8 protein-coding genes and 1 tRNA gene are annotated in these 15707 nt (G+C 48.4%); 8 read left to right on the top strand and 1 reads right to left on the bottom strand.

The window, feature by feature from the left end:
- The 5 genes from pepN to ACN0S4_RS00135 all read left to right on the top strand — a co-directional run bounded on the left by pepN (position 1) and on the right by ACN0S4_RS00135 (position 11070).
- Entirely contained in the window at positions 1-2628 is a 2628-nt protein-coding gene (gene pepN / locus ACN0S4_RS00115; protein WP_417655733.1) for an aminopeptidase N, read from the top strand.
- 196 nt (positions 2629-2824) lie between these two features.
- Entirely contained in the window at positions 2825-7684 is a 4860-nt protein-coding gene (locus ACN0S4_RS00120; protein ID WP_417655734.1) for an NAD-glutamate dehydrogenase, read from the top strand.
- Positions 7684-8691 (top strand): quinone-dependent dihydroorotate dehydrogenase, encoded by a 1008-nt coding sequence (locus ACN0S4_RS00125; RefSeq protein ID WP_417656536.1) that lies wholly within the window; start codon positions 7684-7686, stop codon positions 8689-8691. Before ACN0S4_RS00120 ends, ACN0S4_RS00125 begins: the two co-directional genes overlap by 1 nt.
- A 58-nt stretch (positions 8692-8749) precedes the next feature.
- Positions 8750-9304, top strand: a complete 555-nt coding sequence (locus ACN0S4_RS00130) for a cell division protein ZapC domain-containing protein (protein ID WP_417655735.1) — start codon at positions 8750-8752, stop codon at positions 9302-9304.
- Positions 9301-11070 (top strand): bifunctional 2',3'-cyclic-nucleotide 2'-phosphodiesterase/3'-nucleotidase, encoded by a 1770-nt coding sequence (locus ACN0S4_RS00135; protein WP_417655736.1) that lies wholly within the window; start codon positions 9301-9303, stop codon positions 11068-11070. The genes ACN0S4_RS00130 and ACN0S4_RS00135 overlap by 4 nt, the downstream gene beginning before the upstream one ends.
- Positions 11071-11100: 30 nt before the next feature.
- Here the strand turns inward: ACN0S4_RS00135 and ACN0S4_RS00140 are convergent.
- A tRNA-Met gene (locus tag ACN0S4_RS00140) sits at positions 11101-11177 on the bottom strand.
- Between the two features lie 242 nt (positions 11178-11419).
- Here ACN0S4_RS00140 and rlmKL point away from each other — a divergent pair.
- The 3 genes from rlmKL to ACN0S4_RS00155 are packed head-to-tail and all read left to right on the top strand — an operon-like array spanning position 11420 to position 15701.
- A complete protein-coding gene (gene rlmKL / locus ACN0S4_RS00145) occupies positions 11420-13534 on the top strand; it encodes a bifunctional 23S rRNA (guanine(2069)-N(7))-methyltransferase RlmK/23S rRNA (guanine(2445)-N(2))-methyltransferase RlmL (protein WP_417655737.1) in 2115 nt (704 codons plus the stop codon).
- Positions 13527-13769, top strand: coding sequence for a glutaredoxin family protein (locus ACN0S4_RS00150; protein ID WP_417655738.1), 243 nt, complete (start codon positions 13527-13529; stop codon positions 13767-13769). Before rlmKL ends, ACN0S4_RS00150 begins: the two co-directional genes overlap by 8 nt.
- A gap of 6 nt (positions 13770-13775) precedes the next feature.
- Entirely contained in the window at positions 13776-15701 is a 1926-nt protein-coding gene (locus tag ACN0S4_RS00155; RefSeq protein WP_417655739.1) for an ABC transporter ATP-binding protein, read from the top strand.
- The last annotated feature ends 6 nt before the right edge of the window (positions 15702-15707 follow it).

Genomic DNA, 15707 nt, shown 5'->3' on the forward strand with positions numbered 1-15707 from the left:
ATGAGTAGTCAAAGCCAAGCACAAGCCAAATTCCGTGAGGATTACCAAGCGCCGCGGTTTCAAATTGAAACCGTGGATCTTCATTTTCGTCTCGACGCGACAACCACTCGCGTCACTAATCGGATGCAGTTGCAGCGGTTAGCTGCAGGACCTCTTGAACTCGATGGTGAACAGCTGGAATTAGAATCGGTTGCTGTCGACGGGATTGAACTTGATGCTTCACGATACGAAGTTTCTCCTTCGAAACTCGTCATTGCAGACCTGCCGGATCGTTGTGAACTGACGGTCATCACGCAAATCAATCCGAGTGCAAATACCGCCTTAGAGGGGTTGTATTTAGCTGCGGATTCATTTTGTACCCAATGTGAGGCCGAAGGCTTCCGCCGTATTACCTACTACCTCGACAGACCTGATGTGCTCGCTATCTTCACGACAACCATTCACGCTCCTCAAGATTATCCCTATTTGTTGAGTAATGGCGATAAGGTCGGCGAGGGAACTGATGGTGACGGTTGGCACTGGGTGAGTTGGCACGATCCACATCCTAAGCCTGCCTACCTTTTTGCCTTGGTAGCGGGTGATTTCGATCGCTTAGAAGATACCTTTGTCACCCGGAGCGGACGTCAGGTTGCGTTAGAACTCTATGTAGACCGCGGCAATAGCAGCCGTGGCACTTATGCCATGGAATCATTGCAACGAGCTATGCGCTGGGATGAGGAAAGGTTTGACCTTGAGTACGACCTTGATACCTACATGGTCGTAGCAGTCGATTTCTTTAATATGGGCGCAATGGAAAATAAAGGCCTGAATGTCTTTAATTCGCGCTACGTGCTAGCCGATCAAGCAACGGCTACCGATACCGATTTCGTCAACATTGAGGCGGTGATTGGACACGAATATTTCCATAACTGGACGGGTAACCGTATTACCTGTCGAGATTGGTTCCAATTAAGCCTGAAAGAGGGATTAACGGTCTTCCGTGACCAAGAATTTAGCTCTGATCTGGGTTCTCGTGCCATTCATCGTATTCAAGCGATCCGAACTATTCGTGGTCGCCAATTTGCTGAAGATGCCAGCCCAATGGCACATCCGATCCGTCCTGACAAAGTAGTGGAAATGAATAATTTCTATACGGTGACGGTCTACGACAAGGGTGCAGAAGTGATTCGGATGCTTCACACTTTGTTGGGTGAAGCCGGTTTCCAGAAGGGCATGAAGCTTTATGTTGAACGGCACGATGGCCAAGCGGTCACCTGTGAAGACTTCGTTGCAGCGATGGAAGACGCTAACGACTTTGATTTGCAGCAATTTCGTCGCTGGTATAGTCAAGCAGGCACGCCTGAGGTTGTGGCACGACTCAACTATTCTAAGACCAACAAAACCGCAACATTAAAACTCACGCAATCGACACCGGCAACACCGGGCCAAAAGAATAAACAACCTATGGTGATACCGATTCGGCTGAGTGCTTATTCAAAAGCGGGGTACAAGCTTGCTTTGCAGTCGAATAACGCGTGCACAGGTTCTGAGTCAGAAGGCTATATGTATACGCTGACGTCTGAAACTGCAGACTTAGTGTTTACTGAGGTACTCGAAGAACCCATTTTTGCACTATTGGAAGATTTTAGTGCGCCCGTGCGCTTCGATTATCCGCAAACGAGTGCGGAACTGACGGTATTGATGGCTGCGGCGGATCGTGAAGTGACGCGTTGGGAAGCTAGCCAAAAGCTGTTTACCCAATACATTCTCACTGCCGTTCGCAAAAATGCAGACATCGCACTCGATTTGCAAACCGTATCGGCACTAGAAGAATTCTTAGCTGCTGACATTGATCCAGCTTTACAAGCGTTGGTTCTGCAACCACCAGAGCTGGAAGAGTTGGCGGAACATTTCGATGCGGGTATTCCACTGGAAGCCTTAGATCGCGCTCGACGTCAATTAATGCAGCAAATAGCGGCCAGTCTAGCACCCCAATTTGAGCGTTTTGTCAGTGATTATCGCGAGCGTCAACCGCACTACACAATAGCAAGTGACGCTATCGCGGAACGGGCTCTAGTGAATTTGGCGCATTATTATTTAGCGCTGCACGAACCTGATCAGTTCGGGCCTTGGGTTGTTGAGCACTTCGAGCGAGCAGATAATATGACAGTGCAGAATAGTGCACTGAATTCGCTCATTCAGCTTGATCTGGAGGGGCGCGAGGACTGTTGTCAGAAATTTAGTCAACAATGGCGAGATACTCCACTAGCTTTAGATAAGTGGTTTGCTGCTGAGGCGTCATCACCACAACCTGATACAGTCGAGCGTGTCACTGCATTGCTGTCGCATCCTGGCTTTTCATTGCAGAACCCCAATCGAGTGTATGCTTTGGTCGCCAGTTTTAGTCGGAATATGCTGCAATTTCATCGGGCGGATGGTGCCGGCTATGCGTTAGTGGCCGACGTCATTCAACGTTTGAACACCAGTAACCCGCAGGTTGCAGCGCGTCTGATTACACCATTCTTGTCGTGGCGACGGTTTGATTCGGAACGTCAGCAACTGATGAAACAGCATCTTGAAGCACTGAGTAAACTACCGCAGCTTGCGCGCGATTTAGATGAAAAAATTTCGAATAGTCTTGCTGCCTAGTGAGCGCTTTTTAGATAAACATGCAAAACCTTCTCATAATCATGTTCAGGCCACGAATTTCGTGGTCTGAACACTTGTTTTTCCTCGTTTAAAGCATTGAATAACAGCGGTGAATGTCCGACAATATCGACACGAATGGTCTATGCTATGAAAGCATAGTCACTTAGACACTACCCTCGATGACAAGGACACCAGCATGACTGCGTTTGGCGATAGCCAGATTCCCGTAATTTTGCAGAAAGTGGCCGATCTGATTCAAAAGCGAGCGACGGATCGACCAGAGATCATCAAAGATTTTGCCTTGAGGTTATTCAAGAACATTTCACCGAATGATCTGGCACTGCGGAATGACAGTGATCTGTACGGTGCCGTAGTAGGGTTGTGGCATAGCTTCAACGAGTACCAACCGAGCGAGAAAGCACTGATTAAAGTGTTTAACCCCGAGGTGGCTCGGCATGGCTGGGAGTCCTCTCATACCATCATCGAAATTATTCAGTCGGATATGCCGTTTATGGTGGATTCGATTCGCATGGCGTTGTCGCGGCTGGGTATTAACTCGCATTTGTTATTGCACCTTCCTATCAGTCACAAACGCAATGACAAGAATGAAATCATTGAATTACTGAAAGCCGGTACGCGCAACGAAGATAACGAAGTTGATACGGTCTTTTTGATCGAGGTGGATCGACAGAACAGTAAAGAAGCTATTGCGTTGCTAAAGCGTGAATTGGCATCGGTGATGGATGAAGTCACATTAGCGGTAGCCGATTGGCAGCCGATGCGCGCGAAACTGGAAGAAATCGCTCATAGCTTGAGTGATATCAAATATCCAGGCCCGAAGCAGAAACTGAAAGAAGCACAAACTTTCCTGAAATGGCTGTCACAAGATAACTTCACCTTGATGGGGTATCGCCGTTACGACCTCGCCGCCATTGAGGGTGATTACGTGATTCGGCAGCAAGCGGAATCAAGCCTTGGTCTGATGCGCAAGTCAGCGATTAATAAAGAGCGTTTGGTCTCATCGTTGCCCGAAGTCGCGCGTGACCTGACCTTTGACGATAACTTATTACTGGTCACGAAAACGAACTCCAAGTCACGAGTTCATCGCCCAGCCTACAGTGATTATATCGGCGTCAAACGCTTTGATAAGAACGGTAAAGTCATTGGCGAAGACCGCTTCATCGGCCTGTATTCGAGCTCGTTCTATAATAATAGCGCGCGCGATGTGCCGCTGGTAGGCGACAAAATTCAGCGCGTCATGGAAGCGTCTGGTTTTGCGCTGAATTCGCACGCAGCAAAAGCATTACTCAATATTCTCGAAACCTATCCGCGTGACGAAATCGTTCAGGCGAGTGAAGAAGAGCTGCTGGACGTGGGCTTAGGAGTGTTGCAAATGCAAGAGCGCGACATGACGCGTTTATTTGTGCGACGTGACATCTTTGGCCGCTTCGCATCTTGCATGGTTTATGTTCCCAAAGAACGTTACAACACGCTGTTACGACAGCGTACACAAGGCATTTTATCCACGTCACTGAAAAGTGATCGTGAAGTGGACTTCACAACTTATTTTTCGGAATCTTCTTTGGCACGGACGCATTACACCGTGCGCATTGGTGACCACGTACAGGACATTGACGTGAAAGAACTTGAACAGAATCTAATTGAAGCAGCACGCACTTGGGAAGATAACTTCGAACGTATTCTTCGTAGCACTTTCGGCGAGGCTCGAGCGAATGGCTTGAACAAGCGTTACGCGAATGCATTCCCGCGTGCTTATAAGGAGGAAGTTCTGCCGTCTATCGCTATTGCAGATATTCAGCAATTGGAAGCGTTGGATGAAGATAACAAACTCGGCATGCTGTTCTATCGACCGCGTGAAGAAAATGAAAATAGTAAGAAAGTTCGCTTAAAATTGTTCCACAAAGACGAACCAATTCACCTGTCTGATGTGCTGCCAATGCTCGAGAACTTCGGTTTGCGAATCATTGGTGAAAGCCCATACCAAATCAAAACTACTGACGGCAAAGTCTATTGGGTACTTGATTTCCAGATGTTGCACAGCAACACCAAACTAGATTTAGAGGCAGCTCGTGACTTGTTCCAAGATGCCTTTGCCAAAGTATGGTCAGGACATTTTGAGGACGACGGTTTCAACCGTTTGGTACTCAGCGCCGGCTTGACGGGGCGCCAAGTCGTCATTTTGCGGATGTTTGCAAAATATATGCGTCAAATTGGCACCACCTTTAGCCAAAGCTACATTGAGAGCACTTTTAGTAAATATCCGTTGATTTCAAAACTGGTGGTGAAGTTGTTCTTTACCAAATTTGAGCCAGGTACGAAGTCACGCGATAAGAAAATTGAAGCGCTCGAAACCCGCATCAACAATGAGCTTGAGAATGTTGCAAACTTAGATGACGACCGCATCATTCGACGTTACGTTGAATTGATTCTGGCCGCGCTGCGCACGAACTTCTTCCAAGCTGATGCGCAAGGAAACGAGAAGTCCTACATATCTGTGAAGTTTCTTCCAGAAATGGTGCCGGAAATGCCGCTACCATTGCCTAAATATGAAATTTTCGTGTATTCACCAGCGGTTGAAGGCGTACATCTACGCGGCGGTAAGGTTGCGCGGGGTGGTTTACGCTGGTCGGATCGTCGCGAAGACTTCCGTACTGAAGTGTTGGGCTTAGTGAAAGCGCAACAAGTGAAGAATACTGTGATTGTTCCCGTTGGCGCGAAAGGTGGTTTCTTCTGTAAACATTTACCAGAAGATCGCGAAGGAATGCTGGAGGAAGGTAAGGAATGTTACCGCACCTTTATCCGTGCATTACTCGACATCACCGATAACATCGTCAATGGTGAAGTGATTCCACCTGAAAATGTAGTTCGTCATGACGAAGACGATACCTATTTGGTAGTCGCCGCTGACAAAGGGACGGCTACATTCTCCGATATCGCCAATAGTATTTCAGCTGAATATAACTTCTGGCTGGGGGATGCGTTCGCGTCGGGTGGTTCTGTTGGTTACGACCATAAGAAGATGGGCATTACCGCACGCGGTGGCTGGGAATCGGTTAAACGACACTTCCGTGAAATAGGCGTGGACTGTCAAACAACTGACTTCACTGCCATTGGCGTGGGTGACATGGCGGGTGACGTATTCGGTAACGGGATGTTGTTGTCGAAACACACGCGCTTAATTGCTGCATTTAACCATATGCACATCTTTATCGACCCAGATCCGCAGGCAGCAAAATCGTTCAAAGAACGTGAGCGCCTGTTCCATCTGCCGCGTTCAGGCTGGGACGACTATGACAAATCACTGATTTCTCAGGGTGGAGGTGTCTTTTTACGGAGCTTAAAAGCCATTGAGCTGACTCCGGAAATGAAGAAGCTGTTCAATACTCAGAAGAAGTCGATGACACCGACTGAGATGATCCGAGCCATTCTAACCATGCCGGTTGATCTGCTTTGGAACGGCGGTATTGGTACCTACGTGAAAGGCTCGAAAGAAACTGACTCAGATGTCGGCGACCGCGCGAATGACGCCTTACGAGTCAACGGTAAAGAGTTGAAAGCCAAAATTGTGGGTGAGGGTGGTAACCTAGGCTTTACCCAATTGGGACGTATTGAATACGCTCGCAATGGTGGCCGAATCAATACCGATGCAATCGATAACGTCGGTGGCGTAGATTGCTCGGATAACGAAGTAAATATCAAAATATTGCTGAACGGGCTAGTTCTGAACGGTGATTTAACGCGTAAGCAACGTGATAAATTACTGTATGACATGACCGAAGAAGTTGCGCAAATTGTCTTAAAAGACTGTCACCGCCAGTCACAATCAATCTCTGTAACCGGATTGCGTGGGCCTGACCAGATCAAAGAAATGCAGCGCTTTATTCATCATCTCGAGCGAGAAGGCCAGTTGAATCGTTCACTCGAATTTTTGCCAGATGACGATGAATTGGCAGAGCGCCAAGCAACGGGTAAAGGACTCACTCGACCTGAGTTAGCCGTGATCACTGCATATGGCAAGATGGTTCTGAAAGAACAATTGCTGGACGATGCGATTATGGCGGATCCTTTCCATGCTCGCTCGTTACTCAATGCATTCCCGAAACCGTTGCAAGAGCACTACGCTGAAGCGATGCAGGCACATCCACTGCGGGCACAGATTATTGCAACACGTCTAGCGAACAATATTGTCAACGACATGGGGCCAAACTTTGTGTTCCGCAAGCAAGATGTGACCGGGGCAACGGTTGCTGAAGTCGCGTCAGCTTATGTGGTTGCGCGTGAGTGCTTTAATTTACGTGGCCTGATGGAGCAAATTGAAGCCGGGAACAACAAGATCCCTGCAGATGTTCAAAACCAAATGCTGTTCCAATTACGTCGGGTCGTGCGTCGAGCGACACGCTGGTTCTTACGGCATCGCAAACCTAACCTAAATACCATCCAAGAGCATCTTGATTTCTATCAGGCGAGCTTCAATGACCTGCGCAAGAATGCATTGGATTATTTAGTGGCAGATGAGCGTAGCCAAATTGAGAAGAATATCGAAAAGTTTGAGGCTCAAGGTGTTCCAGCAGCACTCGCTAAACAGATCGCCTTATTAACCACTGTATTCTCGGCGCTCGATATAGCCGATATTGTCAACGAATCGGGGCGTAAAGTGTCTGTGGTGGCAGAAGCTTACTTCAATCTGGGTGCCAAAGTGTCATTGCATTGGTTCTTGGATCAAATCAATGGTCAACCGGTTGATAACCACTGGCAGGCGCTTGCTCGTGCAGCGTTCCGTGAGGAGCTCGACTGGCAACAGCGTTCATTAACCATGAGCATGTTGAACACGGCAGATAAGAAAATGGATGCTCAAGCAGCTCTTGCGGCTTGGTTGGATCGGAATCAGGTATTCGTAGAGCGTTGGCAGCATATGCTGACTGATTTCAAAACTACCAAGACACACGAGTTTGCGAAGTTCTCAGTGGCACTGCGTGAGTTGATGTTGCTCAATCATAACTGTTTGACGACTGCGCCGGCAGCACCAAACGCATGATGTATGATCTCGCCCGCGCGTTGCTGTTTCGTCTCGACGCAGAGCGCGCGCACGATCTAACTATTGGGATGCTCAGTCGGGGGCAGCGTACCCCGCTAGCATCACTCTGGCGTCAGCAAGTCAGCGGGCGATCGCTACAAGTCATGGGGCTCACATTTCCAAATCCAGTTGGCTTAGCCGCCGGTCTTGATAAAAATGGCGCCTGCATCGATGCTTTTGCGGAGATGGGATTTGGCTTTATTGAAGTGGGCACGGTCACGCCACGCCCGCAGTCCGGCAATCCCAAGCCACGCTTGTTTCGCTTGCCTGCTCATGAGGCGATAATTAACCGTATGGGTTTCAATAACCTCGGTGTTGATGCCTGTGTGGAGAACATCAAAACAATGCGCTTTCGCGGCATTCTGGGCGTGAATATCGGTAAGAATAAAGATACTCCAGATGAACAAGGGGTGGATGACTACCTCTACTGCATGCGTCGGGTATATCCGTACGCTAGTTACATTACTGTGAATATATCATCACCGAATACGCCTGGTTTGCGTGCGTTTCAACACGGCGCGGCATTAGCTGATTTACTGGCGCAGTTAAAAGCAGAGCAAGGAAAACTTCACCAAGAGCACGGACGTTACGTGCCGTTGGCAGTTAAAATAGCTCCAGATTTGTCTACCACTGAAGTGGCGGATTTTGCGGCTGCTTTGCTGTTGCACGACATTGATGCCGTTATTGCTACCAATACGACGTTAGATAGAACCGCAGTAGTTGGGGCAGAGCACGCTAAGGAAGCCGGCGGTTTGAGCGGTAAAGTTCTTTTTGACGCCAGCACTAAAATTGTTGCTGCACTAGCCGAACACTTAGCTGGAAAAATTCCCATTATCGCCGTTGGCGGTATTGATAGTGCTACAACCGCTCAAGCCAAACTGGATGCCGGCGCGTCACTCGTACAGATCTACACAGGCTTTATTTATCACGGCCCTAAACGTATCAAAGAAATTGTTGAGGGCTTGTAAAATGCATGAGAATTCGGTAGCTTACTACCACTTCAAATAACAACAACAGGGACACACTGTGCAGGCTTCGAGTGCATGGCGCTGGGTCTATAACCCAGAGCAGCAACAGCTCAGCATCGAATTGGGAGATGGTCTCAGCCATCTGTGTCCTTATAAAACGTCTCGTTTAGCTCCTCTGTACGCTATGAATGCCGCATTTACTCTGGAAGATGCGCAGGCTTTTCAAACCATTTACGACGCATTACATGCTCTCGACCGTTGGTCACCCACGCTGATTATGCAAGCAGCACTCAACCATTCGATTTTGCAACGGTTTGGTCGACCGCAGATGCCACAAAGTTGGCACTTTCAACAAGCAGAAGAATCGACGTTTGATACCTTTGAAGCTGGAACACCACTGTGTTTGAATTCTGGCTTTGCTAACGCTGAATTTGTACTGTTAGCCGCCGATGACGAATTTGCCGAGTGTATGTTATTAGACGACGCTATGGCGTTATCAGAAATTAAACAGATCCGTCAATTTGATGTCATCAAAGTTCTGCATAATCGTATGCAAGAACATCCGCTCATGCGTTCCTCACAGCAGCTCGATATCGTTCCCAAGCAAGCATGAGCGCTACACTGGGTTACACATACCTTGGAGTGCTTAGCTTAGTTACCATGCTAGCGTCGACATCACCCGCAACAACTCCCATTTCTGCGACCTTGAGACTCATTGAAACGAGTGATGTCCACGGTGAGGTGACAGGCTTTGATTACTTTACCGGTGCAGTTGTTCAACGTGGCTTGGTTCACTCCGCTGCAACCATTCGTGATGCGAAGGCGGAACAACCTAATCATATCTTGATTGACAATGGCGACCTAATTCAAGGCTCGCCGCTGGCAAGTTGGGCGCAGCAACATAGCCCCGATCAAAACCCCATCATTCAGGTACTGAATCATTTGCAGTTTGATGTTGCCAATATTGGCAATCACGAATTCAATTTTGGTCTGGATGCATTGTGGCAAACCTATGCGCAAGCGGATTTTGCGGTGATAAGCGCAAATATAGAGGCACTTGAGTCGGCTTCCACTCGATTTCCAAAGTGGTTGCGTCAAACCGTAGTACTCGATCGTACTCTGCAAGCTTCAGATGGTTCAATGCAGCCAATTAAAATAGGCTTTGTGGGCGTCGTACCGCCACAAATCATGATGTGGGATCAACAACACCTGCAAGGCAAGATTCGTAGTCAGGATATGGTCATAGCAACCGCGCGAGGTGTAGCGGAAGTGCAAGAGCAGGGCGCTGACGTTGTCGTGCTCGTGGCGCACACCGGAATGCCCAAAAATACTGCGCTTCCAACCGATGCCGAGCAAGCGCTGCATCTGATTGCACAAACGCCCGGTATTGATGCCATTTTGTTTGGTCACCAGCATGAAGTGTTCCCCGGTACTCAGGTGTATGATCAATTACCAAACGTTGATAGTGTGAACGGTAAGATACAGGGTATCGCAGCGGTTCAACCTGGGGTTTATGGCTCCCACATTGGAATCATCGATCTTCAGCTACAACATCATGATGGCGAATGGCAGGTACTATCAAGCCACAGCGAAGCGCGGCCGATTTCAGCAGCGAAAGCCAAGGATATCGAAGCATTGGTTGCTGCTGCGCATCAACAAACCTTGGAATACGTCAAACAACCGGTCGGGACTACAGCGATTGACTTGGATCATCGCTATGCTCGGATCCAACCGACAGCATCGCTGCAATTCATTCATGAAGCGCAACTTTGGCATCTACGACAAATCCAAGATCCCGAAATTCGGCAACAGCTCGGCACACTTCCTGTCGTGAGCGCCGCAGCACCTTTCGTGACAGCTCTGAGCGAAGGCGATACCAGCTATACACTTATCGAAGCGGGCGCGGTCACGTTAGGGGATATTGGCGATTTGTATCGCTACCCGAACACGCTGGAGCTCGTTCGCATCAGTGGTCGTGAGTTGAAACTGTGGTTGGAGCGCAGTGCTGAAGGTTTTGTGGCTGGTCAGTCTGAATCGCCCTTTAGTTACATTAACACCAAGATACCAAGCTATAACGTTGATAGTTTTTATGGGCTCGAGTATCAGATAGATCCAACGCAACCCATAGGCGAGCGCATCACTAGTTTACGTTATCAGGGCAAGCCTATAGCCGGTGAGCAACTCATCTTAGTGGCTACCAACAACTATCGTGCGGCTGGTGGGGGTGACTTTGCGGATTTGAACGGCAGTCAATCGATCTATCGCAGTCCCGATGAAATTCAAAAGATTTTGGTCGATTTTGTGCGCCAGTTACCCAATCAAAATTACCAACCTGATTTAATCAAGAATTGGGCGATTGAAGGCTTATCAAGCGAATAGATAGAAGGGTATTCAGAAGACTCAGAAGATTGGTTGCGGGGGCAGGATTTGAACCTACGACCTTCGGGTTATGAGCCCGACGAGCTACCAGACTGCTCCACCCCGCGTCCGAGTGAAGCGCATACTACGGGGTTCATTGATCGAACGCAAGCGCCATTTCACCCAGTTGCCTACTTAATCAACAATAGTGCTGTCAACCGCTGGTTATTTGAGCGTTTTGCTGATTCCAGCCGCAATATTACCGCCATGGCATACAGACGAATCGAATTTCGGTATACTAGCGCCGATTCTCAATTCAGCTAAAATAGTACGTTTTTACGTCTGCTCGCTACAGGAAAGAACTAGCCCTATGTCCCAACACCTGCAACTATTTGCCACCTGTGCTAAAGGTTTCGAACCCTTATTGTTCGATGAATTAATCGAAATAGGCGGTATTGAAGTCAAACAAACACAAGGCGGCTGTTGGTTCCAAGGCACGCAGCGTGAAGCTTACTTAGCCAATCTCTGGAGTCGCTTTGCAAACCGCATCCTCCTGCAGCTAGGCCAATGTCCAATTACACAAGTCAGCGCGATTCCTGCAGAGGTGCAAGCAACCAATTGGAGTCAAGTGTTTGACCCAACCGAGCCCTTTATCGTGGATTTTCATGGGCGTCACCCAGAAATTCGGCACACCCAATTCGGCGCTCAACTGATTAAAGATGGCATTGTCGATTACTTTCGAGCAGAGGGTATTGAGCGCCCATCGGTCGATAAGCATGCCAATGTTCGCATCTATGCACACGTCCACAAAGATACACTGACGTGGTATTTGGATTTGTCGGGTGAAAGCCTGCATGTGCGCGGCTATCGCCAACAACAGGGCAGTGCACCATTACGTGAAACTCTTGCGGCTGCTGTGTTAAAGCGCGCGGGGATGTCAACAACGGTCAATACGGTTTGCGATCCATTTTGCGGCTCCGGCACCTTAGTGATAGAGGCGGCGATGGTAGCGCTCGACCGTGCGCCGGGTCTAACCCGCTCTCATTGGGGTTTCACCAGTTGGCAGCAGCATCAACCAGCGTTATGGCAGTCTTTGCTGACAGAAGCACAAGAGCGCTTTGCGGCGGCCTGTGCACAATCTTCATTCCACGGTTATGGCAGTGATTATGATGCACAAGTGGTCGGAATTGCTCGGACCAATGCGCAACGTGCAGGCGTAGCAGATTTCCTAACCTTTTCGACCCAGGAGATGACCAACGTAGAAGCACCTGCAGAGCAAGGATTGCTCGTGTGTAATCCTCCGTATGGAGAACGATTAGGTGAAGAAGTAGAAACATTGCTGCTGTATCGACGCCTCGGGCAGCTATTAAAGCAGCAATTCCATGGTTGGCAGGCTTCTGTTCTTGCCGGTGATGAGACCTTATTAAAACGTTTAAAATTACGCAGCAAGAAAAAATATAAATTAATGAATGGTGCGTTAGAGACATCATTAGCAAACTTCGATTTGACGGAAGAGCAAGTAGAGTTTACGCAATCGCAATCAAATGATTTAGGCAACAGGCTTAAAAAGAACTATCAAAAGCTCGAGAAATGGGCTGCGAAAGAAGGTGTTAGTGCTTGGCGTCTCTACGATGCGGATTTACCTGAGTACAATGCGGCAGTCGATGTTTATAACGACTATCTGGTGATTCAAGAGTATGCAGCACCGAAAGATATCCCCGAAGCGGTAGCCAAAGACCGGTTATGGCATCTGATTGATACGCTCGCGCAAGAACTGCCGTTTGCAGCAGACAAAATGACGCTAAAAGTACGTCAACGGCAAGCAGGCAAGCAACAGTATCAAAAGCAAGAACCGCGCGGCTTAACGACTGTGGTGCATGAGTACGGTGTCCAGTTTGAAGTGAATTTGAGTGACTATTTAGATACAGGTCTATTTCTTGACCATCGCTGGGCACGCCGTGAGTTGGGACGCTTGAGTCAGGGGCGTCGTGTCTTAAATTTGTTTGCTTACACGTGTAGTGCTTCCGTACATGCTGCATTGAGTGGTGCTGAAGAGGTCGTTTCGGTTGACTTATCCAGAACCTACTTACAATGGGGCGAACGTAACTTTGCACTCAATGGTTTACGTGGTCGGCAGTATGACTTTATTCAAGCCGACTGTATCCAATGGTTGCGTGAACAGCGACCACAGCAACGTTTCGACGTGATCTTTCTCGATCCTCCGACGTTTTCAAATTCCAAACGCATGGATGACGTGCTTGATATCCAGCGAGATCACATTGAGCTGTTGAAGCTGGCAGCGCGCTTACTAAGCAATAATGGGGTCATTCTGTTCTCGAATAACAAGCGTAAATTTAAGTTGGACGAAGTGGGGCTTGCTGAAGCGTTTTTGCAAGCTGAAAACCTCACAGAACGGTCCATTTCAACAGACTTTGCGCGCCACAAGGGTATTCACTATTTGTTTAAGGTTACCCATAGTGAGTGAGTTTTATTTATTAACCGGTGAATCGTGCCCGCTTTGCACACAAGCACTGCAGTTGCTCCATGGCTTGCCATTGGACGAACCGATTCGTCTTCATGTTGTGGCTATTGAGCAACAACCGGAGTTGTTCGAGGAATACCGTTGGTTAATCCCGGTATTAGTGCATGGCGCCACCGACCAAGAATTGCGCTGGCCATTTAGTGCCGAACAAGCACAACAATTTATTGAAGAGTTATAAGATTACATGAGTATTTTACGAATTCAGAATGCCCAGCTCGCGTTCGGTAATGAAGCCATTTTCGCTGGTATCGACCTCGTTATTGAAGCTGGCGAACGGTTGTGTTTAGTCGGCCGTAATGGTGCGGGTAAATCGACATTGCTTAAAGCAATTTCCGGTACCGTGCAGCTAGATGAAGGCAATATTCAGGCTATCAACGACGCCGTTGTCGCAAGGTTACCGCAAGACCCGCCAGCGAATTCGGCTGATTCAGTTTATGATTATGTTGCCGAAGGCTTAGCTGATGTGGGTAAAGCACTCAAGCGTTATCATGCGGTGTCGCAACAACTGAGTAGTGACGTCAGTGATGCGCTCATGCGTGAATTGTCGCAATTACAAAGTGAAATTGAGGCTGCCAACGGTTGGGTGTTGCAAACGCGTATCGAGAATATCCTGACTCAGCTCGAGCTTGATTCGGATATGACCATGCAAAGTTTATCAGGGGGCTGGTTGCGCCGGGTTGCACTGGCGCGGGCCCTCGTTGTCGCACCTGATTTGTTGCTGCTCGATGAGCCGACCAACCACCTCGATGTTGAGATGGTGCAATGGTTAGAACAAACATTGCTTGAGTTCAAGGGAGCGGTGCTCTTTATTAGCCATGACCGTGAATTTATCCGACGCTTGGCGACGCGAATTATCGATCTCGACCGGGGTCATTTAGCGAGCTATCCCGGCAACTATGATCGCTACTTAGAGATGAAGCAGGAAGCGTTGGAAGTTGAAGCCAATCAGGCTGCAGAATTTGATAAGAAGTTAGCGCAAGAGGAAGTTTGGATTCGTCAGGGCGTGAAGGCGCGGCGGACGCGTAATGAAGGTCGGGTGCGCGCATTACAAGCACTGCGCAAGGAACGTGCCAAGCGGCGTGAATTGCAAGGGTCGGCGAAACTGTCCGTGCAAGAAGCTCAGCGTTCCGGCAAGCTGGTGTTTGAAGGGGAGAACTTATCTCTAGCGTTCGCTGGTAAAGTCATTCTCGATGATTTTGGGTTGCAATTGCAGCGCGGCGATAAAATTGCGTTAGTCGGCCCTAATGGTTGCGGCAAAAGTACGCTCATACGCGTCATTTTAGGACAACAGGCTGTTGATGCTGGACAATTAAAATTCGGTACCAATTTAGAAGTTGCTTACTTTGACCAACATCGTGCAACGCTCGATCCCAAGTTATCCGTTGCTGAGAATGTCGGTGACGGTAAGCAGGACGTTACTTATAACGGTCGAACGCGGCATATTCTGAGTTATCTGCAAGACTTTCTCTTTTCTCCTAAACAAGCTCGCACACCGGTTCACGCGTTGTCTGGCGGCGAGCGCAATCGAGCTTTGTTGGCAAAGCTATTTCTGACGCCAAGCAATTTGTTGATTCTCGATGAACCAACCAATGACTTAGATATCGATACGTTGGAGTTGTTGGAACAAATTGTCGCGGAATATCAAGGTACTGTGATTCTGGTTAGCCATGATCGTGAATTCGTCAACAACACTGCAACCAGTGTCTTGCTCTTTGAAGGCGAAGGCATGATTACTGAAATTGTTGGTGGTTTTACTGAAATCAATCATTACCTCGACCGAAAAGCTCAACAAAGCGCGCAAAACCAGGGAACTAAAGCGGTATCAAAGCAGTCAGAATCAGCGAATTTGGGTACACAGGCTTCTTCTCAACCCCGGAAAAAGTTATCCTACAAGTTACAACGTGAGCTTGAACAATTACCGACGCAAATAGAAGCGTTGGAGCGCGAGCAAGAAGAACTCACAGCAATTGTCAGTGAGCCCGAATTTTATTCAAAGCCGCAAGCTGAAACTGGTCCTGTGTTAGACCGCCTAAGCGAACTCGAAGTCATGCTCCTAACTGCACTTGAGCGTTGGGATGAACTTGAAAATTTACAAAAAGAGAGCAGTTAATTCCGC

The sequence above is a fragment of the Pseudidiomarina aestuarii genome (assembly GCF_048263735.1).
Classification (GTDB): Bacteria; Pseudomonadota; Gammaproteobacteria; order Enterobacterales; family Alteromonadaceae; genus Pseudidiomarina; species Pseudidiomarina aestuarii_B.

What these genes read in the sequence shown, in the direction of transcription:
- rlmKL (WP_417655737.1), top strand. Translation starts at nt 11,420, where the DNA reads ATGTCCCAACACCTGCAACTATTTGCCACCTGTGCTAAAGGTTTCGAA.
- ACN0S4_RS00125 (WP_417656536.1), top strand. Translation starts at nt 7,684, where the DNA reads ATGTATGATCTCGCCCGCGCGTTGCTGTTTCGTCTCGACGCAGAGCGC.
- ACN0S4_RS00135 (WP_417655736.1), top strand. Translation starts at nt 9,301, where the DNA reads ATGAGCGCTACACTGGGTTACACATACCTTGGAGTGCTTAGCTTAGTT.
- pepN (WP_417655733.1), top strand. Translation starts at nt 1, where the DNA reads ATGAGTAGTCAAAGCCAAGCACAAGCCAAATTCCGTGAGGATTACCAA.
- ACN0S4_RS00155 (WP_417655739.1), top strand. Translation starts at nt 13,776, where the DNA reads ATGAGTATTTTACGAATTCAGAATGCCCAGCTCGCGTTCGGTAATGAA.
- ACN0S4_RS00120 (WP_417655734.1), top strand. Translation starts at nt 2,825, where the DNA reads ATGACTGCGTTTGGCGATAGCCAGATTCCCGTAATTTTGCAGAAAGTG.